We start from the raw sequence: 26765 nt of genomic DNA on the forward strand, positions 1-26765 counted from the left end.
CCGGGCCGTTCGAAACCGTAGGCTCGGACCCATGACCACCCCCGACACGCAGTCGGCCGACCAGAGCCCCGCCGCCCGCTACGCCGCCAGCCGCAGGCGCAACGCCGGGAGCGGGCCCGCCCTGCTGGACTTCCAGACCCTCTACGACTTCCCCCTGGACCCGTTCCAGGTGGAGGCGTGCCGGGCGTTGGAGGCGGGCAGCGGCGTGCTGGTCGCCGCCCCCACCGGCTCCGGAAAGACCATCGTCGGGGAGTTCGCCGTCCACCTGGCCCTGGCGAGCGGCCAGAAGTGCTTCTACACCACGCCCATCAAGGCGCTGTCCAACCAGAAGTACGCCGACCTGGTCCGCCGCTACGGCCCCGGCAAGGTCGGCCTGCTCACCGGCGACAACAGCGTCAACGGCGAGGCCCCCGTCGTCGTCATGACGACCGAGGTGCTGCGCAACATGCTCTACGCCGGGTCCTCCACCCTGGCGGGGCTGGCGTTCGTCGTCATGGACGAGGTCCACTACCTGGCCGACCGGTTCCGCGGCGCCGTCTGGGAAGAAGTGATCATCCACGTGCCGGACTCGGTGCGGGTGGTGGCGCTGTCGGCGACCGTCTCCAACGCCGAGGAGTTCGGCGAGTGGCTGCAGGCCGTGCGCGGCGACACCGAGATCGTGGTGGACGAGCACCGGCCCGTCCCGCTGTTCCAGCACATGCTGGTCGGCACCCGCCTGTACGACCTGTTCATGGAGACCGGCAAGGGCGCCAACCGGCAGGCGAAACTGAACCCCCAGCTCCAGCGGATCGGCGTGGAGGAGATCCGCCGCGCCAAGGTCAACCAGGGCCGCCGCACCGGGCACCGCCGCCAGGCCCGCCCCCAGCGGTTCCGGCCCCCGCTCCGCCCCGACGTGATCACGCGGCTGGAACGCGCCGGGCTGCTCCCGGCGATCACGTTCATCTTCAGCCGCGCCGCCTGCGACGCCGCCGTCCTGCAGTGCCTGCACGCCAACCTGCGGCTGACCTCCCGCGAGGAGGCCGAGGAGATCCGCGCCCACGTCGAGCTGCGCGTGGCCGACATCCCCCGCGAGGACCTGGAGGTCCTGGGCTACCACGACTTCCTGGCGGGCCTGGAACGCGGCATCGCCGCCCACCACGCCGGGATGCTCCCCACCTTCAAGGAGATCGTCGAGGAGCTGTTCGTCCGCAAGCTCATCAAGGCGGTGTTCGCCACCGAGACCCTCGCCATGGGCATCAACATGCCCGCCCGCACCGTCGTGATCGAAAAGCTCGACAAGTGGAACGGCGAGGCCCACGTCAACCTCACCCCCGGCGAGTACACCCAGCTCACCGGGCGGGCCGGGCGACGCGGCATCGACGTGGAGGGCCACGCGGTCGTCATCTGGAACCCGAGCGTCGACCCCGCCTCGGTCGCCGGCCTGGCCGGCGCCCGCACCTACCCCCTCAACTCCAGCTTCCGCCCCTCCTACAACATGGCGGTCAACCTGGTCGGCGCGGTCGGCGTCGAACGCGCCCGCACCCTGCTGGAGGAGTCGTTCGCCCAGTTCCAGGCCGACCGCGCCGTCGTCGGCCTGGCCCGCCAGGTCCACAAGAACGAACAGGCCCTCGCCGGGTACAAGGACGCCGCCACCTGCCACCTGGGCGACTTCATGGAGTACGCCGCGCTGCGCCGCCGCCTGTCGGACCGCGAGGCCGAACTCGCCCGCGAACGCTCCTCCGAGCGCCGCGCCGAGGCCGCCCGCTCCCTGGAGCACCTGCGGCCCGGCGACGTCATCCTGGTCCCCACCGGCCGCCGCTCGGGCCTGGCCGTCGTGCTGGACCCCGGCGTCGGCAAACGCTCCGACGGGCCCGCGCCCCTGGTGCTGACCGCCTCCGGATCGGTCCAGCGGCTGTCGATCCTGGACTTCCCGCGCCCGGCCGACCCCATCGACCGGATCCGCATCCCCAAGTCGTTCAGCCCCCGCAACCCCCAGAGCCGCCGCGACCTGGCCTCCACCCTGCGCAACAAGGTCTCCGAGGACGCCCGCGACCGCAGACGCCGCCGCGACACGCCCGCCGCCGACGACCAGGAGATCACCCGGCTGCGCCAGGAACTGCGGCGCCACCCGGTGCACGGCTGCGACGACCGCGAGAACCACGCCCGCTGGGCCGAACGCTACTTCCGCCTGGAACGCGAGACCGAACAGCTGCGCCGCCGCGTCGAGGGCCGCTCCCAGGTCATCGCCCGCACCTTCGACAAGGTCTGCACCGTCCTGCAGCAGCTCGGCTACCTCGACGGCGACACCGTCACCGAGGCGGGCCGCCGCCTCGGCCGCATCTACAACGAACTGGACCTGCTCACCGCCGAAAGCCTCCGCGAGGGCATCTGGGAACGCCTCGACCAGGCCGAGCTGGCCGCGTGCGTGTCGGCGCTGACCTACGAGTCCCGCCAGCCCGACGACGCCGCCCCGCCCCGCATCCCCGGCGGCGGCGTCCAGGACGCCCTCGGCGCGATGGTGCGCCTGTGGCGCCAGCTGGAGGCCGTCGAGGAGGACAACGGGGTGTCGTTCCTGCGCGAACCCGACCTGGGCTTCGCCTGGACGGCCTACCGCTGGGCCAGAGGCGCCGACCTCGACGAGGTCCTGCTGGAGGCCGACATGACCGCCGGCGACTTCGTCCGCGCGGTGAAACAGCTCCTGGACCTGCTGGGCCAGATCGCCGACGCCGCCCCCGAGAACAGCCACATCCGCAAGACGGCCCGCAGGGCGATGGACGCGATGCGCCGCGGCGTCGTCGCCTACTCCTCGGTGACCTGACCGGGCACCCGCCCCGTGCCGCCGTCCGGCGAGAACCCCGGACGGCGGCACGGCGGCCGGCGACACCTGGTCCCCCTTGGGGACCACGGTCAGGCGGTCGCGGTGTGGTCGAGGATCGCCCGGACGATCGTCTCCCAGTCGGGCCGCTCGACCCCGTGGCCCGCGTCGGGGAGCCGCAGCAGCCGCGCGCCGGGGATCTCCTGCGCCAGCGCCTCGCCGTGCTCGACCGGGAACGCCGGATCGGCGGTGCCGTGGATGACCAGGGTGGGCGCGGCGACCGACGACAGGGACGCGCGCCGGCGGTCCTCCTCGGGCAGGTGGTCGTGGTTCTGCTGGGCGGCGACGTCGCGGGCGCGCTCGACGTCGCGCCGGACCAGGGCCCGGATCCGCGCCTCGTCGAACGGCCGCCGCCCGCCGCTGAGGACCCGCGAGTAGTCCACCAGGTACTCCGTCACCGACCCGGTGTCGGACCAGTCCACCGTCGCGCTCGACACGAAACGCGCGTACTCCCGCGACGACGGCGGGAGCTCGCGGTCGCCGGGCAGCGCGGGGGAGGTGCTGATCAGGACGAGCGACAGGACGCGTTCGGGGAAGTCGAGCGCGAGCAGCTGCGTGATCCCCCCGCCCGCCGAGACGCCCACGACATGGGCCGCGGGCAGGCCGTGGGCGTCCAGGACGCCGACGGCGTCGGAGACCAGGTCGTCGCCGGTGTAGCCGGGACGGCCGGGCTCGTAGGCGACCGAGCGGCCGGTGTCGCGGTGGTCGTAGCGGATCACGAGGCGGCCGCCCTCGGCGAGCATCCGGCAGAAGCCCTCCTCCCACCACAGCATCGACGCGCCGATGCCCATGACCAGCAGGACCGGTGGATCGCGCGGGTCGCCGAAGGACTCGGCGCACAGCTCGACACCGGCCGTCTCGATCATCCGCTCGACCATCGGTCCCACCCCTGACGACACGATCACCCGTACTTCCTCACCCCCATGGAACCGCGCTCGGGCCGCCGGCGGCGTCGAACGGGACAAGGGGACGCGAGGACGTTCGCGGACCGGCGCCGAGGGGAAGTCCGGTTAAGGTGAGCCTTACCTGATGATCGCGTGAAGGCGCACGTCAACCCGCGCCCCCGCGGCCGTCAGGGGGACCAGCGACGCCCCGACCGGGAAGGCCTGCCGCGATGACCGAGACCAGCACCCCCTTCACCCCCGACGTGGTCGCCCAGATCGCCCGGCACATGAACGAGGACCACGCCGGCGACTGCGCCATGATCTGCCGCGCCCTCGGCGGCGTCCCGGACGCCGCGTCGGCGCGCATGACCGGCTGCGACGCCGACGGCATCGAGTTCGCCGCGGTCGTCGACGGGCGGGAGAAGGCCGTGCGGATCCCGTGGAGCGAGCGGCTCACCGAGCGCATCCAGGTCCGCCGCGAGGTCGTGCGGATGTCCGACGAGGCCCGCCACGTCCTCGGCCTCCCGGCGCGCGACGGCCGCTGACCCGGCCCGCCCCTCCGGAACGCCTCTGGTCATTCCGACGTGGCGTCGGTAAAGTAGCCGACGTCACGTCGGAAAGTTCGCCGGAGCTCTTCCGAGAAGTACTTAGGTAAGGCTAACTTCATCTCGACCGACCGGATCTTTCCGGCAGAACCGGGATGGAAGGTGTGTGCATGGGCATGGCGGAGCAGGGCTCGGGGTTCGCGGCGGAACTGCGCGCCGCCACCTGGGGCGACCACGGCGACAACGAGGGCTCGGCCTACATGTCGGCGCTGGTCGAAGGGCGGCTCGGCCGCGAGGAGTACGCCGCCCTGGTCGGTCAGCTCTACCACGTGTACGACCTGCTGGAGCAGGCCGCCGACGCCCTGGCGGGCGACCCGGTCGCCGGGCCGTTCGCCTTCGCCGACCTGCGCCGCCGCGACGCGCTCCGCGCCGACCTGGCCTACCTCCACGGGCCGGACTGGGCCGACCGGATCGCCCCGAACGCCGCCACCCGCGCCTACTGCGACCGGCTGCGCGAGGTCTGCTTCGACTGGCCCGGCGGGTTCGTCGCCCACCACTACACCCGCTACCTCGGCGACCTGTCGGGCGGCCAGTACATCGGCCGCCAGGTGCAGCGCGCCCTCGGCCTCGGCCGCGACGACGACGGCGTGCTGTTCTACCGCTTCCCCGGCAAGCCCAAGGCCTACAAGGACGCCTACCGCGAGCTGCTGGACGCCGCCCCCTGGGACGAGGCCGAACGCGCCCGCGTCGTCGCCGAGGTCAGGCGCGCCTACCGGCTCAACGCCGGCCTCACCGCCGAACTGGGCCGCGAGCTGCGCATCGAGCCGGCCGCCTGACCCCGGTCGCCGCGCTTGCCCCGGGGCCGTTCCCCCCAAGGGACGGCCCTAAAGTCAATTAACGGACAAAACAATCGAATCCGCGGTTTGTCGGGCCTCATAACGGAGATCACGTCGTTGCCTCGGGGGCAGTTCCGCACCCGACACGAACCGGAGGACACGATGCTCGCCATCATCGCGGCGGTCGTCTTCGCCATCGCCCTGCTGTTCGACCTGGTGGACGTCTCCACCGACGCGTTCAACTTCCAGACCCTCGTCACCCTCGGCCTGCTGCTGCTCGCCCTGCACCTGGCGGGCATCGGCACCAGCGGACGCGGGTCCTGGCGGCGCCGGACCTGACCCACGGACCGATCCACGGACCGAACCACGGACCGGTCCACGGTCTGACGCCGCCGTCCCTCATCCCGCCAACGCGAACCGCACCAGCCGCCGGACCGGGTCGGCCTCCAGCAGGCGGACCCGGACCGGCGCGCCGAGCGGCGGCCGTTCCCCCTCCACCCGCGCCACCACCGCCGGATCCACCAGCTGCACCTGGCCGCCGCCCCGCTCCGGATCGGTGTCCACCACCACCGCGTCGAACGACTCGCCGACGTGGTCGCGCAGCAGCAGCGCCTCCACCAGGTCCACGCAGGCCCGCTCCACGCCGCCGCTCCGTTGCAGCGCCCGCCGCATCGTGTCCGGCAGCCCCGGCAGCGCCTCCCGCGCCCACCCCGGCACCGGCCGCCCCGCCGCCAGCGCCAGGCACACCTCGGCCGCGTACCGGTCGGCCAGCCGCCGCAACGGCGCCGTCACGTGCGCGTACGGCGCGGCCACCGCCGAGTGCGCCGCCTGCTCGGGCGGCGCCCCGTCGAACGCCACGTACCCGGCGCCCCGCAGCAGCGCCACCGACTCGTACAGGAACGCCGCGTGCGCGGGCCGCGCGGGCTCCAGCGACCGCACCACGTCCCCGTAGGAGCGGCCCTCCGGCCAGCCGATCCCCAACGCCACGGCGGTGCGCCGCACCCGCTCCAGCGCCTCCGGCCGCGGCGGCGGCATCGTGCGCAGCAGCCCGACCCCGCCCTCCAGCATCAGCCGTGCCGCCGCCCGCCCCGTCAACAGCGAGATCTGCGCGTTCCACCCCTCCGACGGCACGCCGCCGCGCAGCACCAGGTGCCACCCGTCCGGCCCGTGCTCGATCTCCTGCTCGGCCAGCGGCAGGTCCACGCCCCCGCGCGCCGCCTCGGCCTCCTGCAGCATCCGGCCGATCTCGCCCAGCAGCGCGACCCGCGGGTCGGCGGCGTCGGCGGAGGCGTAGTCCAGGCGCTCGCGGCTGCGCACCAGCGCCCGCCGCACGTCCACCCCGGTCGTCGCCCCCCGGTCGTCGACGTCGATCGTCCACATCACCGCCGGACGGTCCCGCCCCGGCAGCAGGCTGGCCGCCCCCTCCGACAGCTCCGGCGGATGCAGCGGGGCCTTGGCGTCCGGCAGGTACAGCGTCACGCCGCGCGCGTGCGCCTCGGCGTCGACCGCGCCGCCCGGCCGCACGAACGCCGCCACGTCCGCGATCGCGTACCACACCCGGTAGCCCCCGGGACGCCGCTCCAGGTGCATCGCCTGGTCCAGGTCCATCGACCCGGGCGGGTCCAGCGTGAACAGCGGCACCTCCCGCAGGTCCGCCCGCTCCCCGCCGCCGGGCGGGCGCGCCGCCGCCGCGACCGCCTCCCCCCGCACGGCCTCCGGGAACGGGCCGGGCACCCCGAGCTCCACCCGGATCCGGTCGAGCCCGGCGCGGACCTCGGCATCGTCCTCGACCGAACGCAGTCGCAGCATTCTGTGCGGCACCCTTCCGAGGTTACGGGCGGGGACCGTCCAGACCGCCCAGCACAGTCTCAACGGAAGCGAACCGCCGCGTAAAGAACACGCGCCCGGATCAGTCGCTCTCCCGCTCCTGCGCGAACGCCCGCAGCCCCTCCACGTCCACCACCACGATCCGCCGCCACCCGGTGCGGACCAGGCCCCGTTCCCGCAGGTGCGCCAGCGCCCGCGCGACCGTCTCCCGCGAGGCGTCCATCCAGCTGCCCAGCTCCTCCTGCGACAGCGGCGGCGCGATCTCGATCCCGCCGTCCGGCGCCGCCGGGACGTGCCGCGCCGACAGCTCGGCCAGCTGCGCCAGCAGCAGCGCCAGCCGCCGCGCGCCCTTGGCCGACACGTGCGCCTGCAACCGCCGGTCGGCGTCGTCCAGCCGCGCCACGAACGTCCCGCTCACCAGCCGCCACGCCTCCGGATGGGCGTCCAGGAACGCGGTGAACCGCCGGGCCGGGACCACCAGCGCCCGCACCGGGCTCAGCGCCGTCACCGTCGCCGACCGCTGCCGGTCGCCCAGCACCGCGCTCTCGCAGATCAGGTCCCCCGGCCCCCGCACCGCCAGCACCACCGCGTGCCCGTCCTCGGTCATCGAGGTCACCTTCGCCCAGCCGTCCTCGATCACGATGATGTGGTCGGACTCGTCGCCCTGGTAGCACAGGGGAGTGCGGGCGGGGTACACGCGCGGCCGGGACGCCTCCCGCAACGCCTCGCGCTGCGGCTCGTCGAGGGACTCCCAGAACGCCTCGCGGCGGCCGGGGGTGCGCGGCGGAAAAGTCCGTTCGGTCACCGGGGATCCGTTCCTCTTCGCCGGATGCGGTGTCGGTGCTGCCGTATGGGTGGCTGCGGGGTCGGTGGCTGCTGTGTCGGTCGGTCGGTGGGGCGGGGCCGGGGACCGGCGCCCGGGACAGGTGGGGGGAGTGGGGCGGTGAGGCCCGGTGCCCCGGGCGACGGCCGCCCGTGCCTCCATGAGAACCCCATACTGATCGCGATGGTGCTCCCGTGGGCACGACCTGTCTGCGTCATCTGACACACAGGTCGACCCGCCCTGATCACACTGTCAGGGCCGCAGCGCCTTGCGCAACCGCTCCACCGGGCTGCTCAGCCCCCAGCGCTCGGCGAGCCCGGCCAGCGCGGCGGGATCGCGCGGCTCGTCGGGCAGCCGGTCGTCCAGCCCCCGCAGCTCGGGCGCGTCGATGTCGGTGACCACCCGCACCACGGTCTCGGCCGCCGCCAGGTAGTCCCGCGCCGCCTCGATCCTCTTGCGGGCCGCCGCCGGGAACGCCGCGTCGCCGCCGTCCAGCGCCGCCAGGATCCCCGCCACCGACCCGTACCGGGTCACCAGCGTCGCCGCCGTCTTGTCCCCGACGCCCGGGACGCCCGGCAACCCGTCGCTGGGGTCCCCGCGCAGCGCCGCGTAGTCGGCGTACCCGCGCCCGGGGATGCCGTACTTGGCCGCGACCTCCTTCTCGCCCATCACCTCGAGGTTGCGGATGCCGCGCGCGGTGTAGAGGACCTGCACGGGCCCGCGCTCGTCGACCAGCTGGAGCAGGTCGCGGTCGCCGGTCACCACGTCCACCGGGCCGTGCGCCATCCCGGCCGCCGCCAGCGTCCCGATCACGTCGTCGGCCTCGTACCCCGGCACCCCGACCCGCGCCAGCCCGAACGCGTCCAGCACCGCGTCGATGACCGGCAACTGCGCGGCCAGCGCGTCGGGCGTCTCGTCGCCCCCGCCCTCGGCGACCCGGTGCGCCTTGTACGACGGCAGCGCCGCCACCCGGAACTCCGGCCGCCAGTCGGCGTCGAAGCAGCAGACCAGGCGCTCGGGGGCCCGGTCCCGCACCAGCCGCGCGATCATGTCGACGAGGCCGCGCACCGCGTTGACGGGCGTCCCGTCGGGCGCGGTCACCGAATCGGGGACGCCGAAGAAGGCGCGGTAGTACAACGACGGCGTGTCCAGCAGCATCAGCCCGCTCATGCCGCTCATCGTCCCACGCCCGGACGCAGGACCGCCGTACGCCACCGCCCCCAGTCCAGACGCGGCCGCTCGGCCCGCGCCAGGGCCAGCCCCTCGTCCAGCGCCCCGAGCAGCCGCTCGGCGTCGGCGTCCGCCCCGCCGGACCCGCCGAGCCCGCTGAGGGCGCGCAGCAGCGCCGGGTACAGCGCCTCCCGGTGCTCCTCCGGGGCGCGCCCCCGGCAGCCGAGGAACGCCACCGGACGGTCCAGGCTGCGCCGCAGCGCCGCCACGTGCGCCTCGTCCGCGCCGCCGTGGCAGGCCAGCACGATCGCCCGCGCCCGCGGCCCGGTCCCGTCCGGCGCGCGCAGCGTCCCCAGGTCCAGCCCGCCGACCAGCACCCCGCCGTTCGCGCCACCGGAGCAGACGTCGTCCACCAGCAGCACCGCCGCCTCGCACAGCGCGGCGCGGCGCGGCCCCGGCGGGTCCTCCGCGCACATCCGCAGCGCGAGCGCCCCCACCCCCTCCACGGCCCGGCCCGCCCGCTCGAACCGCCGGACGCTGCCGGCGGCGCGGCGCCGCGTCACCAGCGCGACCGGCAGCGGCACCGGCGGCGACCCGGCCGGAGGCGGCCGGTCCGCCGCCACACCGATCTCCGCCACCCGGTCGGCCAGCGCCCGCACCGCCGCGCGCCCGTGCGCCTCACCGCGGAACGTCGCCGCCCCGATCGTGATCTCGATGGTGAGCTGGTCCAGGGCGACGTCCTCGGGACGCGGCAGCGCCCGCCGCCGCCCGGCCTCGCGGGCGCGCTCGCCCGTCGCGGTCACCGCGCCCACCACGGCCGTGCAGGCCGCCACCGCCGCCCACGCCAGCAGGCTGCCCTGGTGCTCGGTGGCGATGTTCACCGAGACCCCGACCGCCGACGCCGACACCGCCGCCACCATCCCCGCCAGCAGGGACCGCCGCCGCGCGCGCCTCATCGCAGCAGCTCCCGGCCGTCCCGCGCCGCCGCCAGCACGTCCGGCGGCCCGCCCTCGGCCAGCACCTCGGTGAACGCGCGCCGCGCCGTCGCGGCGTCACCCCCGGCCAGCGCGGCGAACCCCAGGCTGACGCGGGCCCGCTGCGTGTCGGGGTGCGTCCGGCCCAGCAGCCGCGACCGCCACCCCACCACGTCCCACAGCAGGGGAACGGCCTGCCCGCCGCGCCCCTGGTCGTGGTAGAGCGCGGCCAGCCCCGCGCGGGCCGAGCACGTCGCCTCGTGCTGGGGACCGAGACCCCGTTCGGCGTCGGCGACCGCCTCCTCCAGCAGCCGCGCCGCCTCCTCCGCGCCCCCCGCCTCCCGCAGCACGGCCGCGAGGTTCACGCGCAGCCGGACCAGCTCGGGCGCGCCCGGCGGCCGCGACCGCGCCGCGGCCCGCACCGCGGCGCGCGCCTCGGCCTCCGCCCCGGCCGGGTCGCCCGCCCCGCGCAGCGCCACCGCGAGGTTGCCGCGCACCACGGCCGCCTCCCACGACCCGGCGCCGCACGCCTCCTCGGCCTCCGCCAGCGCCGCCCGCAACTCCGCGACCGGATCGCCGTCGCCGAGATCGTGCCGGACGGCGGCCCGGTTGGCGCGCAGCCGCGCCCGCAGCGCGGGCGGCGCGGCCCGCTCCCGTTCGGCGGCGGCCAGCACCGGGGCCAGCGCCTCGGCGGCCTCCCCGGCGTACCCCCGCCGCCGCAGCTCCACCGCCCGGTTCGCCCGCGCCGCCAGCTCCACGGCCGCCCGCCGCCGCCTTTCCCCGCGCCTGCGGACCAGCTCGGGAACGAGCCACGCGCCCACCACGACCGGCACCACGAGAAGGAGCCACGGCTCGACGACCACCGCCACACCCACGGCCACCATGGCCAGCACGACCAGGAGCCCTCCGGCCACCACGCCCGGAACCACGGCGGACGAGGAACGCGGCGCCGAGCCCTCCAGGGGAGGCCTCCTGGAGAAACCCGTGAGCGGCGTCTCCCAGGTCGCGGGCGGCGGCCCCCACCCGACAGGCGGTACCGGCTCCCACGGCGCGGACGGCCGCCACTCATCAGAATCCGCCTCTCCAGCGGGGTCCGCCTCTCCAGCGGGGTCCGCCTCTCCAGCGGGGTCCGCCTCTCCAGCGGGGTCCGCCTCTCCAGCGTGGTCCGCCTCCCCAGCGTGGTCTGCCGCCCGGGCGGGGCTCATGTCTCCAGCGGGGCGCCCCTTCCCAGCATGGTCCGCCTTCCCGGCGGGGTCTGCCTCTCCGGCTGGGTCCGACTCCCTGGCGGGGTTCGTGTGCTCGGTTGGGGGCGGCTGCTCGGAGGGGGGCGGTGGGGTCCAGGTGTCCGGTGGCGGGGGCAGCCGGATCGACCGCGTGTCCAGGTCCGGGCCGATGCCCGGGGCGGCGGGTCGCAGCGCCTCGGCCAGTTCGCGCGCCGACGGCCGCGCGGCCGGGTCGGCGTCCATCGCCGCGCGCAGCAACGACGGCAGCGGATCGTCGGCGGCGTCCAGGTCGGACGCCTCCCAGCCCCCCGCGCGGCCGGTGGCGGCGAACGCGACGGTCTCCGCCCACCCCGCCACGGCGTCCTCGGGACCCCGTCCGGCGGGGGCGCCGGACGGACCGAACTCCCACCCCAGGCCGTAGGGGGAGGACACGACATGCCCAGGCGACGGCCTGTGCGCGAGACCGCCCGCCGCCTGCGCGTCGGCCAGCGCCCGCGCCAGGTCCGCCGCCAGCCGCAGCAGCGCGTCCCCGCGCAGCGGCCCGTCCCGCGCGACCACCTCGGTCAGCGTCGGGGCCGGGGCCCACCCCGGAGCCCAGCCCTGGACCCAGCCCGGAGCCTGGGCGGCGTAGGGCAGCGGAGACCCGCAGCCAGGGCAGCGCTGCGCCGCGGTCGATGTCTCGGTGCCGCAGACCTGACAGAACACGACGCCACCTTCCGCCAGGGGCGTCGCGAAGGCAACGGCCGGGCGGCCCGCGCGGCCGGCGGTCAGGTCGCCTGGACCGCCAGCAGGCAGGTGTCGTCGTTGGGGTTGGCCGCGCCCAGCGCCTCCAGGACGTGGTCGATCAGGTCGTCGGGGCCCGCCCCGCAGCAGGCCGCCACCGCCTCGCGCAGCAGCTCGAACCCCGCCGACAGGTCGCGGTCGCGGCGCTCCACCAGGCCGTCGGTGTAGAACAGCAGCAGGTCGCCGCGTTCCAACGTCAGCGTGGTCGCCGTCAGCCGCGGCTCGTCGACGGCCCCGAGCAGCACCCCGTCGGGCGGGGAGAGCAGCTCGGCCCCGCCGCCCCGCCGCAGCACCGGCGGGGGATGGCCCGCCTGCGCCCACACCAGCGTGCGGGTCGAGGGCGCGAAACGGGCCGCGACCACGCTGGCGGTCAGCGACCGGTGCCGGTGCGTCACCAGCCGGTTCAGCCAGGCCAGCAGCCGGTCCGGGGGCGCGCCGGTGCAGGCCAGGCCGCTGAGGGCGTTGCGCAGCCGCGCCATCGCCGCCGCCGCGTCCAGCCCGTGCCCCGACACGTCGCCGACCGCCAGGAACACCTCCTCGTCCGCCAGCGTGGACGCCTCGTACCAGTCGCCGCCGACGCGGGCGCGGCTCTGCGCGGGCAGGTAACGCACCGCCGTGCGCAGCCCCGGCAGGGTCCGCGGGCCGCGCGGCAGCGGCAGGATCGCCCGTTGCAGCTCGACCGCGATGTGGCGCTCCTCGGCGATGCGGCGGCGCTCGCGCTGGAGCTGGCGGCGCGTGGCGGCCAGCATCTCCGCCGACCGGCGACGCTGGCTGACGTCCTGGAAGACCGTGTGCAGCGCCACCGGCTCGCCCGTGGAGTCCAGCACCGGTTCGGCCATCACCCGCAGGTGCCGCACGTCGCCGCCGACCCGCACGCGCAGCTCCAGGTCGGCGGGTTCGCGGCGGCCCAGCAGCGTCCGCATCAGATGCTCGGCCTGCGGCAGGTCTTCGGGGACCACATGGTCGGCCAGGCGTTCCAGCGGCAGCGGGCCCGCCGCCCGCGCCCGCCCGAAGAGGGTGTACAGGTGGTCCGACCAGTCGGTCTCGCCGGTCACCAGGTCCCAGCGGCTCCACCCCAGGTTCCCCAGGCGCTGCGCCTGCGCGAGCTGCCCGGCCAGGTCGGCGGCGTCGGCGTGGAACCGCCAGCTCGCCAGCACCCCGCCGCCGACCCGGCACGCCCGCACGCTCATCGTCGACGGCGCCGGGGGACCCTCGCCGGCCCCGGCGGACTCGCCCGGCCCGCGCCGCAGCGGCACCCCCGTCTCCAGCACCCGCACGTACTCCTGGAACAGCCCCGCCACCGCCAGCCCCGGATAGTGCTCCAGCAGCCGCATCCCCACCAGGTCCTCGGGACGGTGCCCGGGCAGGTCGGCGGCGTCGGCGTTGACCGCGTCCACCCGGAAGTCCACGACCCGCCCCGACTCGTCGCGGACCGGCGACATCAGCGCGCCGGGGGCCTGCACCGCGTCCAGCAGCGCCCGCAGCCACGGCGCGTCGGTGACGCCCCCGGCCGCCGGGACCAGCTCGCGCAGCCGCCGCGCGCAGTGCTCCAGCACCGCCCGCACGTAACGCCGGGTGCCCGCGTCCGGCGCGGTGTCCGGCGACCAGGTGATCTCGGCCGCGCCGATCGTCCGGCCGCCGGTGACCAGCGGCACGCACGAGTGCGGGCCCGGCAGGCCCGCCGCCGCGCCGACCAGCGCCAGCCGGCGCGGATCGGCCTCCCACAGCGGCGCGCCCTCCCGCAGCGCCCGCACCAGGCCCACGTTGCAGTGCGGCGGGATGCGCGCCCACTCGCTGACCACGTGCGGGGGCAGGTCGTGCGCGCCCGCCACGCGCAGCGCGCCGTCGGGCTCCAGCACCGTCAGCAGCACCGCCCGCGCCCCCAGCCAGCCCAGCGCCTCCGCGCCCAGCCGCCGCGCCAGCTCGTCGGGGCCGCGCGCCGCCTCGAACGCCGCCGCCGCCAGCCGCCGCGCCGCCGCCAGCGGCGCGGGCAGCCGCGGCGCGGGCTCGGCCGGGGCGTCCGGGAGAGCACCGGCGGGTTCGTCCCCGACACGCCCGTCCGGCACCGGTTCGTCCGGAACGCTCCGGGGGTCGGGAACGGGTTCCAGGTAGGTCGCCGGGTCGAACACCGCGACCGGGCGGGCGGCCTCCTCGGCCGGCGCGTCCGCGTCGGCGCCCAGCAGCAGCGCCGCCGCGACCGCCGGTTCCACGCCCGCCTGCGCCGCGAGCTCCAGCAGATGGTCGTGGGCGGTCTCCACGCCGCAGCCGAACCGCTCGGCCAGCAGCCCCTTGGCCTGCTCGACCATCGTGCGCGACCGCGCGTCGCGGCGCTGCGCGTCCAGCTCGCGGCGCAGCCGCTCCACCGTGGCGCCCAGCACCCGGACCCGGGCCTCCCGCGTCCTGTCCCGCTGCGTCTCCCGCTGCGTCCGTTCCTGCATGGCGGTGACTCCGGGGGGTCAGGGACCGCCCGCCCCACGGGCCCGCCCGGTGTGACACGGCGCGCAGGTCCTTGGGATGCTGAAGCGGTATCCGAAGCGGACATTCCAGTGTCGGATCACCTACAGAATGTAACAGGCCCTGGTCGTGACGGGGGAGGAAGTGGTGATCCCGTCGCGTGGTGCGCGTCCGGACGGCGTGCGCCGCCGGGACCCGCGACCGAGAGATGGAGACGGATGTGACAACGGAGTTGTATCCGCGTGAGCGGCTGGCCCGCGTCCAGGAGGCGACCGCGGCGGCGGGCCTCGGGGCGGTGCTGCTGACGCCCGGCCCGGACCTGCGGTACGTCACCGGGTACAACGCGCTGCCCCTGGAGCGGCTCACCTGCCTGGCCGTCCCGGCGCAGGGCGACCCGTTCCTGGTGGTGCCGCGGCTGGAGCTGCCCGCCGCCCAGGAGTCCCCGGCGGGCGCGCTGGACCTGGAACTGGTGCCGTGGGACGAGACCGACGACCCGTACGCGCTGGTCGCCGGGCGGCTCCCGGCGGGCCTGCTGCGGGAGGGCGCCCGGGTCGGGGTCGCCGACCGCATGTGGGCGGTCATGGCGCTGCGGTTCCGCGCCGCGATGCCGGGCGCCGAGCAGGTCGCCGCCGGGACCGTGCTGCGCGGGCTGCGGATGCGCAAGAGCGCCGCCGAGGTCGCCGCGCTGCGCGAGGCGGGCGCGGCCATCGACCGCGTCCACGCCCGGGTGCCGGAGTTCCTGCGGCCGGGCCGCACCGAACGCGAGGTCGGCCGCGACATCGCCGACGCGATCATCGCCGAGGGCCACGAGACCGTCGACTTCGTCATCGTCGGCTCCGGCCCCAACGGCGCCAACCCGCACGCCGAGCTGTCGGACCGCGTCATCGGGCCCGGCGAGCCGGTCGTGGTGGACATCGGCGGGCAGATGCCCAGTGGCTACTGCTCCGATTCCACCCGCAACTACTGCGTCGGCGAGCCCCCGGCCGAGTACCGCGCCTACTTCGAGGTGCTGCGCCGCGCCCAGCAGGCGTCCTGCGACGCGGTCAAGCCGGGCGTCACGCCCGAGGCCGTGGACGCCGCCGGACGCCAGATGATCGCCGACGCCGGGTACGGGGAGCACTTCGTCCACCGCACCGGCCACGGCATCGGCCTGGAGGTCCACGAGGACCCCTACATCGTCTCCGGCAACGTCGAGCCGCTGGCGCCGGGCATGGCGTTCTCCGTCGAGCCGGGCATCTACGTCGGCCCGCACGGCGCACGCATCGAGGACATCGTGGTGTGCACCGAAAACGGATACGAGCGCCTCAACCACACCGAACGCGACCTGGTGATCGTGGGCTGAGCGGCGCGCGCCGGGCACCCGGCGGGCGGCCGCGCGGAGGGCGGGATCCCCGGACAGGGGACCCGCCCTCCCGTCATGTCCGCGGTCAGATAACGATCTTTGCAACAAATGCCGTCCCGGACCTTCTTCGTGTTGCGGACATGGGTCGGGACCGGTACTCGTTGTGATCATCGCTTTCCGGTGACGAATGTGTTGCGTGCCGGTGAGCGGAACATGACGGGGCCGGGGTGTTCCCGGCCGGGGCCGGAAGGCAGAGGAGGGACCGTGGCGGAGGTCGTCCTGAACGGCGTCGGGAAGGTCTACCCCGACGGCACCAGGGCCGTGACCGACCTGAACCTGACGATCGCCGACGGGGAGTTCCTGGTGCTGGTCGGTCCCTCCGGGTGCGGCAAGACCACCGCGCTGCGGATGGTCGCCGGCCTGGAGGACATCTCCGAGGGCGAGGTCCGCATCGGGGACCGTGTCGTGAACCACGTGCCCTCGCGCGACCGCGACCTGGCGATGGTGTTCCAGAGCTACGCGCTCTACCCGCACCTGTCGGTGCGCGACAACATCGGGTTCGGGCTGTCACTGCGCAAGATGGCCAAGGATGAGATCCACCGGCGGGTGGAGGAGGCGGCCCGCGTCCTCGGGCTCACCGACCACCTGGACCGCAAGCCCCGCAACCTGTCGGGCGGCCAGCGCCAGCGCGTGGCGATGGGCCGGGCGATCGTGCGCGAGCCGCAGGCGTTCCTGATGGACGAGCCGTTGTCGAACCTGGACGCCAAGATGCGCGTGCAGACCCGCGCCGAGATCGCCCGCCTGCAGCGCGACCTCGGCGTCACCACCATCTACGTCACCCACGACCAGACCGAGGCGATGACCCTCGGCGACCGCGTCGCGGTGATGAAGAAGGGCCAGCTCCAGCAGGTCGCGCCGCCGCAGGAGCTCTACGACCGGCCCGCCAACCTGTTCGTCGCCGGGTTCATCGGCTCGCCCGCCATGAACCTGGTCCAGGGCACGTTCGCCGGCGACGCCGACGACCCGCGCGTGGAGATCGGCGGCCAGTCCCTCGCGCTGCCCGACAAGGTGCTGTCGGAGCGGCCCGCGCTGGGCGACTACTTCGGCCGCAACGTGGTCGTCGGGATCCGTCCCGAGGACATGGAGGACGCGGCCCTGGTGGACGCCCCCGAGGGGACGACGCTGACCTCCACCGCCGAACTGGTGGAGGCCATGGGCTCGGACGTCCTGGTCCACTTCGCGGTCGAGGCCGCGCAGGTGGTCACCGAGGACACCAAGGAACTGGCGCGGGACGCCGGCACCGACGTGCTCGGCGCGCTGGAGGCCCCCCGCACCGTCCTGGTCGGGCGGTTCAGCCCCCGCACCCGCGTCCGGGTCGGCGACCCGGTGACGACCCGCGTCGACACCGGCCGCCTGCACTTCTTCGATATCGACACCGGAGCGGCGATCTGGGGAACCGGCGCCGCCCCGTCAGGGAGGAACGAGGAATGACGTTCGCAAGGCGTGTGACGGGCGTCGCCGTCGCGGCCGGGCTGATGCTGTCGGCCGCCGCGTGCGGCGGCGGCAAGTCCGACGACGGCTCGGCCCCGGCCGGCGACGGCCCCCTCAAGGGCGTGAAGGTCGAGGTCGCGGCCAAGTGGACCGGCCCGGAGGAGGCCAACTTCCGCAAGGTGCTGGAGGCGTTCACCAAGAAGACCGGCGCGGAGGTCACCTACGCCTCCACCGGTGAGAACACCGACGCGTTCCTCGGTCCGCGCATCGCCTCCAAGACCCCGCCGGACGTGGCGATCCTGCCGCAGCCGGGCCTGCTCCAGCAGTACGCCGCCAAGGGCAGCCTCAAGCCGCTGGCCTCCGACGTGGTGGCCGAGGTCGACAAGAACTTCTCGCCGTACTGGAAGGAGCTGGCCTCCTCCGACGGCAAGACCTACGGCGTGCTGGTGAAGGCCGCCTACAAGTCGATCCTGTGGCACCGGCCCGAGGCGTTCGAGGAGACCGGCGTCCAGCCCCCGGCGACCTGGGCCGACCTGGTCAAGGCCAGCGGCACGCTGCAGGACGGCGGGCAGACGCCGTTCGCGCTGGCCGCCGGGCCGCAGGACTCCTGGACCCTGACCGACTGGTTCGAGAACGTCTACCTGTCGCAGGCCGGGCCCGACAAGTACGACAAGCTCGCCAAGCACGAGATCAAGTGGACCGACCCCAGCGTCGGCAAGGCCCTGGAGACCCTCGCCGAGATCTGGGGCAAGCCCGAGTACCTGGCCGGTGGCCTGGCCCAGGCCACCAAGACCAAGTTCGACGGGTCGGTGACCGACGTGTTCGGCCAGAAGAAGGCCGCCATGGTCTACGGCGGCGACTTCGCCGCGGCGGTCGTCGGCACCACCAAGGCCAAGGTCGGCACCGACGCCAAGGTGTTCGCCTTCCCCAAGGCCGGCGACACCACCCCGGCGCTGCTGGGCGGTGACGTCGCGGTCGCGCTGAAGGACGGCAAGGGCGCGCAGGAGCTGATGAAGTTCCTGGCCTCGCCCGAGGCCGGCAAGGTCTGGGCGGGACTCGGCGGCTACCTGTCGCCCAACAAGAACGTCGCCCCCGACGCCTACAGCGACCCGATCGCCAAGCAGCTCGCCCAGCAGATCCAGTCCGCCGGCGACGCCGCCCGCTACGACCTGTCGGACCTGACGCCCGCCGCGTTCGGCGCCACCCCCGGCAAGGGGATGTGGGAGGGCCTGCGCTCGTTCGTGCAGAACCCCAAGGACGTGAAGGGCACCCAGGAGAAGCTCGAGGCCGAGGCCGCCAAGGCCTACAAGTGACATGAGTGCTGCGCAGAAGGAAGCGTCGCCCGCCGCCACGGCGGGCGGCGCCGCCGCGGTCGCCGGAGGCGGATCCGGGCGCGGGAAGGCGGCGACCACCGAGGGACCGTCGTGGCGGGCGCTGCTGTTCCTGCTGCCCGCGCTGGTGCTGCTCGGGTTCCTGGTCGTCTACCCGATCGTCTACTCGGTGATCCGAAGCTTCTTCGACGGCGGCGGCGACAAGTTCGTCGGAATCGACAACTACCTCGGAGTGTTCCAGGGCCGCGAGAACCTCGTCTCGGTCCGCAACACCGCGGTCTGGGTGGTCGTCGCCCCGACCCTGGTCACCATCCTCGGCCTGCTGTTCGCGGTGCTCACCGAACGCATCCGGTGGTCGTCGGCGTTCAAGCTGGTGGTGTTCATGCCGATGGCCATCTCGTTCCTGGCCTCCGGCGTCATCTTCCGGCTGGTGTACGAGCAGGACCCCGACAAGGGCGTCGCCAACGCCGCGATGGTCGCGGTCCACGACATGTTCCGCGACAGCGCCGGCTACCCCGGCGCGGGCCCCCGCGGCGGCGCGGACCAGCCGGTGAAGGCCGAGGGCACCACCGTCGTCACCGCCAACCCGGTCAACCCCGGGCAGACCGCGCTGCTGCCGCTGCTGCGGATCAAGCCCGAGCACCTGCCCGCCAAGCCGACCCCCGCCGCCCGGCCGCCCGCCGCCAAACCCGGCGAGGTCACCGGCACGGTGTGGTTCGACTTCACCCGCGGCGGCGGAGGCACCCCCAACACCCCCAACGCGGGGGAGAACGGCCTGCCCAAGATCAAGGTGGAGGCCGTGCGCGGCGGCAAGGTCGTCGCCACCGCCACCACCCGCGACGACGGCACCTTCACCCTGCGGAAGGTCGGCGACGGGGCCGTCACCGTCCGGCTGCCCCAGGAGAACTTCACCGCCGCCTACCGGGGCGCCGAGTGGCTCGGCGACACCCTCATCACCCCCGCGATCATCGTGTCGTACCTGTGGGTGTGGTCCGGTTTCGCGATGGTGCTGATCGCCGCCGGGCTCGCCGCGATCCCGCGCGACGCGATGGAGGCCGCCCGCGTCGACGGCGCGACCGAGTGGCAGGTGTTCCGCAGGGTCACCATCCCGCTGCTGGCCCCGGTGCTGATGGTGGTGCTGGTGACGATGACCATCAACGTGCTGAAGGTGTTCGACCTGGTGTTCATCGTCGGCGGCGGCGATCCCAACGCGAGCGTCCTCGCCCTGCAGATGTGGACCGAGGCGTTCGGCGGCGGCAACGACCAGGGGGCCGGCAGCGCCATCGCGGTTCTGCTGTTCCTGCTGGTGGTGCCCGCCATGCTGTTCAACATCCGGCGGCTGCGGCAGGAGCAGAGATGAGCACCGCGGAGAGGACCGACGAGATGGGCTCCGTCGACACGGCCAAGCTCCAGACGGTCACGGCCTCCGGGGCGCCCCGGCGCGGCCTGGCCGCCCGCCTGGTCGCCCGGATCGGCGGCGGCGCCGCCCAGGCGCTGCTGGCGCTGGTCGCGCTGTTCTGGCTGATCCCGACCTTCGGCCTGCTGGTGGTGTCGCTGCGCTCCAACTCCGACAACAACGCGGGCGGCTGGTGGCAGGTGTTCGCCAAGCCGTCCCAGCTGACGGTCGACTCCTACCAGAACCTGCTCGGCAAGGCCGACTTCGTCGACTCGTTCTGGAACACCGTGGCGATCACGGTGCCGTCCACCGTCCTGGTCGTGGTGATCGCGTCGCTGGCGGGCTACGCGTTCGCCTGGCTGGAGTTCCCCGGACGGGACTGGCTGTTCCTGCTGGTGGTGGCGTTGCTGGTCGTCCCGGTCCAGGTGGCGCTGCTGCCGGTCGCCGAGCTCTACGGCAAGGTGGACTTCGGCGGCTTCCAGATGATGGGCTCGATCACCGGCGTGGTGCTGTTCCACGTGGCGTTCGGGCTGCCGTTCGCCATCTTCCTGCTGCGCAACTTCTTCGCGGGCATCCCCCGGGACCTGCTGGAGGCGGCGCGCATGGACGGCGGCTCCGAATGGACCATCTTCCGCCGCGTGGTGTTCCCGCTGGGCGGCCCGGCCATCGCGTCCCTGGGCATCTTCCAGTTCCTGTGGGTGTGGAACGACCTGCTGGTGTCCCTGGTGTTCGCCGACACCGACGCCCAGCCGATGACGAAGTGGCTCCAGTCGCAGATGCGGCAGTTCGCGGGCAACATCGACATCCTGGCCCCGGGCGCGTTCCTGTCCCTGCTGATCCCGCTGGCGGTGTTCTTCGCCTTCCAGCGGTACTTCGTGCAGGGGGTCCTGGCGGGCTCGGTGAAGTAGCGGCAGCTCCCACGACGGCCCGTCCCTCTTTCGAGGGGCGGGCCGTCGCCGTCCGGCTCACGAGGCCGTGGCGGCCTTGAGGGGCTGCTCCTGGACCCGGTCGCGGCGGTCCGGCCTTTTCGGTCCGGCGGCCTCCGGCTTCCCTGGTGCCAGGGCCAGCCGGCCGGGGACCGCCGAGGCGGGCACGAACAGCGCGACCGGAGCGGCCCCCCACACCGGCGGCGCCTCCTCGGCCGCGGGCCCGGTGACCGGCCCGGCGGGCTCGGTCGCGGGCTCGGCCCGGGGGAGTGGACGAGGGGCGTCGCCGTCCCGGCGCTGCGCGGCGTAGCCCACCCACGCGGCGGCCGGGTCCTGCACCCCGTGGGCGACCGCCCAGCGCAGCGCGCCCAGGGTCCGGAACGGGAAGTGCAGCCAGCGGGCCCCGGAGAAGTGCGCGGTGCGCCTGTCCACCAACCCGGCCTCGCGCAGCCGGTCGCGGTGCTGGCGGCGCGAGTGCATGCCCCACAGCCACGGCGACAGCAGCGACATCAGGCCGAACGTGACGGCCTTGGTGTTGGGGACCTGCCAGTGCTCGGTGTAGTGCTCGTAGTTGATCCCCGACACCAGCAGCGCCACCCCGTAGGAGGCCGCCGTCAGCCGCGCCACGGCGTCCCCGGCCAGCCGCGCCTCGTGCGCGTGCCACTGGATGTAGATCGCGACCGACTCCAGCGCCCCGGCGAACACCAGGGCCTGGGCCAGGTTCCAGTGCAGGCGCTCGGTGGCGAACCCGATCTGGCCGCCGACCGCCAGCGCGTTCACCAGCAGGATCGGCGCGACGAGCACCAGGCGCGTGCGGAGCCGCTGGGCCAGGGCGGCCCCGGCGGCGGCCTTCTCGGCGCGTTCCCGCCGCCGCGCGATCTTCGCCCGGCGGCGGTCCTCCTCCGCCAGCCGCCGCCGCTCGCGTTCGTCGGCCAGCTCCGCGGCGCGGATCTGCCGCTGCGCCTCGGCCTCGGCCCTGATCTGCCGCACCCTCGCCTCGGACAGCCGCGCGAGCTGCTCGGCCGAGACGTCCGCCGGCACCCGCGAACGCGGGGGGTTCTTCGCGCGCTTCAGCACGATGCTCATGCGTCATCTCCCTCGGTGACGGTCCGGTTACGGCCTCTGCGAGATTCAAGCCGATTTGGACGGGGCTGTTGGTGCGATTGGGCCGAGAGATGGCTTCTCGAAACGAAGAACCCCCGCGACGTGGCAGATCCTCCGTGCCGGCGGGAGCGGCCGACGCGTCCGGCGCGTCAGAGTGGTCGGCCGAATGTGAAACACAACGGAATTAAGTGAAGGAACCACACGTTTGTTCTTTTAGGCTTACTTGACAACTTATGGGGGGAATGGGACTCTCCACCGTGGCTGTGCGCTCTCCAGGGAACAAGTTTCTTCCGTAACGAACGATGGTGGAACTCGGGGCATCCGGTTCGAATGACGACATCTTCTGTGGCGGTCCCCTCGGGCGGACCGTCCGACGATTCCGAATCTGTTTCTGGTCGCTGGGTGCTCGCGCTGTTCCTGGTGACGCTCGGGATGTGGATCGGCCTGCTGGCGGCGACCCAAATTCTGCTCCCCGCACAAATCGAGTCACTGGACCCGGCGCACAAGGTCAGGTCGCTGAGCCTGGTGGTCACGGTGGCCGCCGTCGCCGCCATCATTTCCGCCCCCGTGGTCGGAGCAGTTTCAGACCGTACGAAATCACGTTTCGGTCGTCGGCGTCCCTGGGTGGCCGGCTGTGCCCTGGTCTGTTCGGCCGCCCTGTTCTCCCTGCCGGCGCAGTCGTCGCTCCTCGGCGTCGGCGTGTGCTGGGTCCTCGTGCACGCCGGCGTGAACGGCATGCACTCGGCGCTGTGCGCCACCGTCGCCGACCGGGTGCCGGTGCACCGGCGCGGGACGGTGTCGGCCGTCGCCGGGCTGGCGATGCCGCTCGGGCTGGTGGTGGGCTCGCTGCTGGTCGCGGGCCTGTCGACAGGGAACGGGTACCTGCTGGTGGGCGCACTCCTGCTGCTCCTGACCATGCCGTACGCGGTCCTGGCCGGTGACGGGCGCTGGACCCCGGGACCGGACGCCGCCGGGCCCTCCTCCGAACGTCCGCCCGGACGGTCGCCGCGCGAGCTGTACCTCGGCCCCTGGCGACACCCCGCCTTCGTCTGGGCCTGGGCCAGCAGATTCTTCGCCCAGCTCGCGACCTCCCTGGCCACCCTGTACCTGCTCTACTTCCTGCGCGACGAGGTACGGGTCGGCGACCCCGCGGGCGGCGTCGCCGTGCTCAGCCTCCTCTACACCGCGGGCGCCGTCGCCGCGAGCGTCGCGGCGGGCTGGCTGTCCGACCGGATGGGACGCCGCAAGCCGTTCGTGGTGGCCGGGGCGCTGCTGATGGCCGGAGCGCTGATCGCCATGGCGGCGTTCCCCCACTGGTCCGCGGCCATGGCGGCGGGCGCGGTGCTCGGCACCGGCTACGGCGTCTACCTCGCCGTCGACCAGGCGCTGGTCACCCAGGTCCTGCCGCACGCCCAGGACCACGCCAAGGACCTCGGCCTGGTCAACATCGCCGGCAGCGGCGCGGTCGCGGTCGCCCCCCTGGCGGCGGCCCAGACGATGCCGCTCGGCGGCTTCCCCGCGCTGTTCGGCCTCGCCACGGTGTGCGCCCTGGCCGCGGGAGCCTCGGTCCTGCCGATCAGATCCGTCCGATGACGAACGTCGCACACTCCGCTCCCAGCACCAAGGAAGGCGTCGTTGGCCGACAAGCCCGAACGCAGGAACATCTCCTTCCGAGTCCTGGGCCGGCTCTCGGTGGGCGTCGACGGAACCGAGGTGCCGCTGCCGCGGTCGCCCGTCCTCCAGGGGCTGCTCGGCGTGCTGGTCCTGGCCGAGGGGGAGGCGCTGCGCATCGACCGGCTCACCCGGCTGGTCTGGGGGGACCGCGCCGAGGTCACCAGCCGCGAGTCGGTCCACGTGGCGGTGTCGCGGCTGCGCAAGTGGCTCGAACGGCTCGGCGACGACACGCTGTCGATCGACTACGACGACGGTTACCGGCTGCGGTTCCCGGTGACCGCGTTCGACCTCCACCGCTTCCGGGAACTGGTGGCGCGGGCGGACCGGCTCCGGGACCCGCACCAGCGCGGCGACGCCCTCGTGGCCGCCCTCGAACTGTGCCGGGGACCGGTCCTGGCCGGTCTGGAACGCCTCAACCGCGCCGAGATCCTCGTGCGTTCGGTCGAGGACGACATCCGGCAGGCGGGACTGGACCTCGCGGCCACGGCCCTGGACACCGACGGCCACGACGCCGCGATCGCCCCGGTGGCCAAGCTGGCCGACGAGCACCCCTTCGACGAGCCCCTGCACGCCGCGCTGATGGAGCTGCTGGCGGCCAGCGGGCGCCCCGCCCAGGCCCTGGACGTCCACCGGCGGCTCCGCGACCGGCTCCGGCGGGAGCTGGACGTCGAGCCGAGCGACCAGGTCCAGCAGACGCGCCTTCGCGTGCTGGCCTGGGACCGGCCGGCCGCCGCCGCGGAACCCGGCGCGCGCCCGCCCACACCGGTCCCCGCCGAACTGCCCCCCGACATCCCCGACTTCGTCGGCCGGGCGGAGGAGGCCGCCCTGCTCGTCGACGTCCTGGTCCGCCCCTCCGGCGGGCGCGTGCGGACCGTGCCCGTCGCCGCCGTCGCGGGCATGGGCGGCGTCGGCAAGACCGCGCTCGCCGTCCACGTGGCGCACCTGCTGGCCGGCGCGTTCCCCGACGGCCAGCTCTACGTCGACCTGCACGGTGACGGCGGCGCCCCCACCCACCCCGCCGACGTGCTCGACCGGTTCCTGTACTCGCTGGGCATCAGCGGCACGGGGCTGCCCGCCACGCTGGACGAGCGCACCGCCCTGTTCCGCAGCCGGGTCGCCGACCGCAGGGTGCTCATCGTGCTCGACAACGCCGCCGACGAGGCGCAGGTGCGGCCGCTGCTGCCGGGGACCCCGAACGCGGCCGTGCTCATCACCAGCCGCAACCGCCTCACCGGGCTGGAGGGCGCGGTGCCGCTGGACCTGCGGGTCTTCACCCACGAGCAGTCCGTCGACCTGCTCGCCCTGGTCGTCGGCGAGGAACGGGTGGCGGCCGAGCCGGACGTCGCGGCGGAGATCGCCCGGCTGTGCGGGTACGTCCCGCTGGCCGTCCGGATCGCGGCCGGGCGGCTGGTCGGACGCCCGTACTGGGCCCTGTCGCACCTCGCCGAGATGCTGCGCGACGAGAAGAGCCGCCTGGACGAGCTGGCCCTCGGCGACCTGGCCGTCCGCACGAGCTTCGGCATGAGCTACCGCCAGCTGCCCGCCGAGACCCGGCGCGCCTTCCGGATGACCGGCCTGCTGGACGCCCCCGACTTCGCCCTGTGGACGGTCGCCGCGCTGCTGGACGTCCCGCCGCCCGAGGCCCGGCCCCACCTCGAGACGCTCATCGACGCCCAGCTCGTGGCCATGGCGGGCGTCGACGCCACGGGGGAGCTGCGCTACCGGATGCACGACCTGGTCCGCCTGTACGCGCGGGAACTCGCGGCGGAGGACACCCGCCGGCAGCGGACCGCCGCCCTGGCGCGGGCGCTGGGGGCCTGGCTGTGGCTGGCCGAGCGCGCCGCCGACCGGGTCCCGGGACCGGCCTACGCGGCCATGCACGGCGGCGCGGCGCGGTGGCCGCCGCCCCCGCGGGTCGCCGCGCGGCTGCTGAGGGACCCCATGGCGTGGTTCGCCGCGGAGCTGCCGGCCCTGGTGGCCTCGGTCTACCAGGCGTGCGACCTGCGGCTCGACGAACTGGCCTGGGACCTGGCCGCGAGCCTGGAGAAGTACTGCGACATCCGCGGGATCTACGACGACTGGCGGCACATGCACGAGCGGGCCCTGCGCTTCTGCCGCGCCGCCAGGAACGCGCGCGGCGAGGCCGTGCTCACGCGCGGGCTGCTGGAGGTGAACACCTGGGCGTCGCAGGAGAAGGACGGCCCGGCGATGGTGCGGATGCGCGAGTCGGCGGAACGGCTGCTGCAGATGTTCACCAAGCTGGGCGACCCCCGGGGAAGGGCCGACGCGCTGATCCTCATCACCTGGGGCCTGGTGGCCCAGGGGGCCGAGGAGGAGGCCCTGGCCACGGCGCGGCGAGCGCTGCGCGTCGCCGAGTCCGCCGGATATCCGGGCGGCCAGGCGCGCGCCCACCACCTGATGGCCGTCGCCTACGGCGAGCGCCGGGCGGACCTGGCCCTGCCCTGCCTGGAACGGGCGCTGGCGATCGCCGACCAGCTCGGCAACCCCCGCCTCCGCGCGACGATCGTGCAGTTCCTGGGGGCGGCCCACGCCCTCACCGGGGACATCGCGACCGGCGAGCGGATGCTCACCGAGTCGATCGCGATGGCCCGGGACATGGACGACCGCTACCTGGAGACGTTCTCCCTGGTCTACCTGGCCAAGCTGTTCGCGGCGACGGGGGACGGGCGGGCCCGGGAGACCGCGGAGCTGGCGCTGTCGCACAGCCACGCCGGCAACTTCCGGCACCACCTCGCCGACGCGCTGGCCGTCCTCGGCGAACTGCACCTGGCCGCGGGCGAGATCCCCGCGGCCGTCGCCCGCCTGGAACGCTCGGTCGAGGTCTGGCGCGGCCGCGGCTGGGTCCCGTTCCTGGTCCGGACCCTGCGCACCCTCGCCGACGCCCGCGCCGCCGCGGGCGACGAGGAGGCCGCCCGCGAGGCGCGGGCCGAGGCCGACGCCCTGGAGCGCCGAGATAGCAGACCAAATTAGTCAACAATATGGGAAATTGGCCTCGGAAACGGTTAGCGGCCGGTAAGGCGGTCGCGAGTACGGTTTTGAACCGTCGCCCCCGCCCCGAAGCAGCCGGCCGGGGAAGTCACCGGCTGAGCATCGGCAACCGAGGTAAC

General features: G+C 74.5%; 19 protein-coding genes. 11 read left to right on the forward strand and 8 right to left on the reverse strand.

What is annotated here, in order from left to right:
- Positions 1–31: 31 nt before the first annotated feature.
- On the forward strand, positions 32–2797 hold the full coding sequence (locus HNR61_RS34920) for a DEAD/DEAH box helicase (protein WP_182847395.1): 2766 nt from the start codon (positions 32–34) through the stop codon (positions 2795–2797).
- Between the two features lie 89 nt (positions 2798–2886).
- Here the strand turns inward: HNR61_RS34920 and HNR61_RS34925 are convergent, their stop codons facing one another.
- Positions 2887–3732, reverse strand: coding sequence for an alpha/beta fold hydrolase (locus HNR61_RS34925; RefSeq protein ID WP_182847396.1), 846 nt, complete (start codon positions 3730–3732; stop codon positions 2887–2889).
- Between the two features lie 236 nt (positions 3733–3968).
- On the opposite strand from HNR61_RS34925, the gene HNR61_RS34930 reads away from it, so the two are divergent.
- From HNR61_RS34930 to HNR61_RS34940, 3 genes are all read left to right on the forward strand, one after another.
- Complete coding sequence (locus HNR61_RS34930) at positions 3969–4283, forward strand: DUF2470 domain-containing protein (RefSeq protein WP_182847397.1); 315 nt, start codon at positions 3969–3971, stop codon at positions 4281–4283.
- 170 nt (positions 4284–4453) lie between these two features.
- The gene (locus tag HNR61_RS34935; protein WP_246444350.1) at positions 4454–5119 is read left to right on the forward strand and encodes a biliverdin-producing heme oxygenase; all 666 of its coding nucleotides are present in this window, start codon (positions 4454–4456) and stop codon (positions 5117–5119) included.
- 162 nt (positions 5120–5281) lie between these two features.
- Positions 5282–5458, forward strand: coding sequence for a hypothetical protein (locus HNR61_RS34940; RefSeq protein ID WP_169814048.1), 177 nt, complete (start codon positions 5282–5284; stop codon positions 5456–5458).
- 60 nt (positions 5459–5518) lie between these two features.
- Here HNR61_RS34940 and HNR61_RS34945 read toward each other — a convergent pair whose 3' ends face one another.
- From HNR61_RS34945 to HNR61_RS34970, 6 genes are all read right to left on the reverse strand, one after another.
- Positions 5519–6928, reverse strand: coding sequence for an RNB domain-containing ribonuclease (locus tag HNR61_RS34945; protein WP_182847398.1), 1410 nt, complete (start codon positions 6926–6928; stop codon positions 5519–5521).
- 100 nt (positions 6929–7028) lie between these two features.
- Entirely contained in the window at positions 7029–7751 is a 723-nt protein-coding gene (locus tag HNR61_RS34950; protein ID WP_312898250.1) for a Crp/Fnr family transcriptional regulator, read from the reverse strand.
- Between the two features lie 270 nt (positions 7752–8021).
- Positions 8022–8939 carry a 5'-3' exonuclease gene (locus tag HNR61_RS34955; RefSeq protein ID WP_220510140.1) on the reverse strand — a complete coding sequence of 306 codons (918 nt, stop codon included), beginning with the start codon at positions 8937–8939 and terminating at the stop codon, positions 8022–8024.
- A 5-nt stretch (positions 8940–8944) separates the two neighbouring features.
- The gene (locus HNR61_RS34960; RefSeq protein ID WP_182847401.1) at positions 8945–9895 is read right to left on the reverse strand and encodes a hypothetical protein; all 951 of its coding nucleotides are present in this window, start codon (positions 9893–9895) and stop codon (positions 8945–8947) included.
- Positions 9892–11841, reverse strand: coding sequence for a tetratricopeptide repeat protein (locus HNR61_RS50185; RefSeq protein ID WP_182847402.1), 1950 nt, complete (start codon positions 11839–11841; stop codon positions 9892–9894). The genes HNR61_RS34960 and HNR61_RS50185 overlap by 4 nt, the downstream gene beginning before the upstream one ends.
- A 62-nt stretch (positions 11842–11903) precedes the next feature.
- A complete protein-coding gene (locus HNR61_RS34970; protein WP_182847403.1) occupies positions 11904–14357 on the reverse strand; it encodes a SpoIIE family protein phosphatase in 2454 nt (817 codons plus the stop codon).
- A 236-nt stretch (positions 14358–14593) separates the two neighbouring features.
- Here HNR61_RS34970 and HNR61_RS34975 point away from each other — a divergent pair, with 236 nt between their 5' ends.
- The 5 genes from HNR61_RS34975 (at position 14594) to HNR61_RS34995 (ending at position 20841) form a co-directional block, all read left to right on the forward strand.
- A complete protein-coding gene (locus HNR61_RS34975) occupies positions 14594–15715 on the forward strand; it encodes a M24 family metallopeptidase (protein ID WP_376770292.1) in 1122 nt (373 codons plus the stop codon).
- 264 nt (positions 15716–15979) lie between these two features.
- Entirely contained in the window at positions 15980–17206 is a 1227-nt protein-coding gene (locus tag HNR61_RS34980; protein WP_312898251.1) for an ABC transporter ATP-binding protein, read from the forward strand.
- Complete coding sequence (locus HNR61_RS34985) at positions 17203–18519, forward strand: ABC transporter substrate-binding protein (protein ID WP_182847406.1); 1317 nt, start codon at positions 17203–17205, stop codon at positions 18517–18519. Before HNR61_RS34980 ends, HNR61_RS34985 begins: the two co-directional genes overlap by 4 nt.
- A gap of 1 nt (position 18520) precedes the next feature.
- The gene (locus HNR61_RS34990; protein ID WP_182847407.1) at positions 18521–19897 is read left to right on the forward strand and encodes a carbohydrate ABC transporter permease; all 1377 of its coding nucleotides are present in this window, start codon (positions 18521–18523) and stop codon (positions 19895–19897) included.
- 23 nt (positions 19898–19920) lie between these two features.
- A complete protein-coding gene (locus HNR61_RS34995; protein WP_220510191.1) occupies positions 19921–20841 on the forward strand; it encodes a carbohydrate ABC transporter permease in 921 nt (306 codons plus the stop codon).
- A gap of 57 nt (positions 20842–20898) precedes the next feature.
- Here HNR61_RS34995 and HNR61_RS35000 read toward each other — a convergent pair whose 3' ends face one another.
- Positions 20899–21945 (reverse strand): hypothetical protein, encoded by a 1047-nt coding sequence (locus tag HNR61_RS35000; protein ID WP_182847409.1) that lies wholly within the window; start codon positions 21943–21945, stop codon positions 20899–20901.
- Between the two features lie 420 nt (positions 21946–22365).
- On the opposite strand from HNR61_RS35000, the gene HNR61_RS35005 reads away from it, so the two are divergent.
- A complete protein-coding gene (locus HNR61_RS35005; RefSeq protein ID WP_182847410.1) occupies positions 22366–23556 on the forward strand; it encodes an MFS transporter in 1191 nt (396 codons plus the stop codon).
- Between the two features lie 42 nt (positions 23557–23598).
- Entirely contained in the window at positions 23599–26628 is a 3030-nt protein-coding gene (locus tag HNR61_RS35010) for an AfsR/SARP family transcriptional regulator (protein WP_182847411.1), read from the forward strand.
- Positions 26629–26765 lie beyond the last annotated feature (137 nt).

The sequence above is a fragment of the Actinomadura kijaniata genome (assembly GCF_014138665.1).
In the GTDB taxonomy this organism is placed as follows: domain Bacteria; phylum Actinomycetota; class Actinomycetes; order Streptosporangiales; family Streptosporangiaceae; genus Spirillospora; species Spirillospora kijaniata.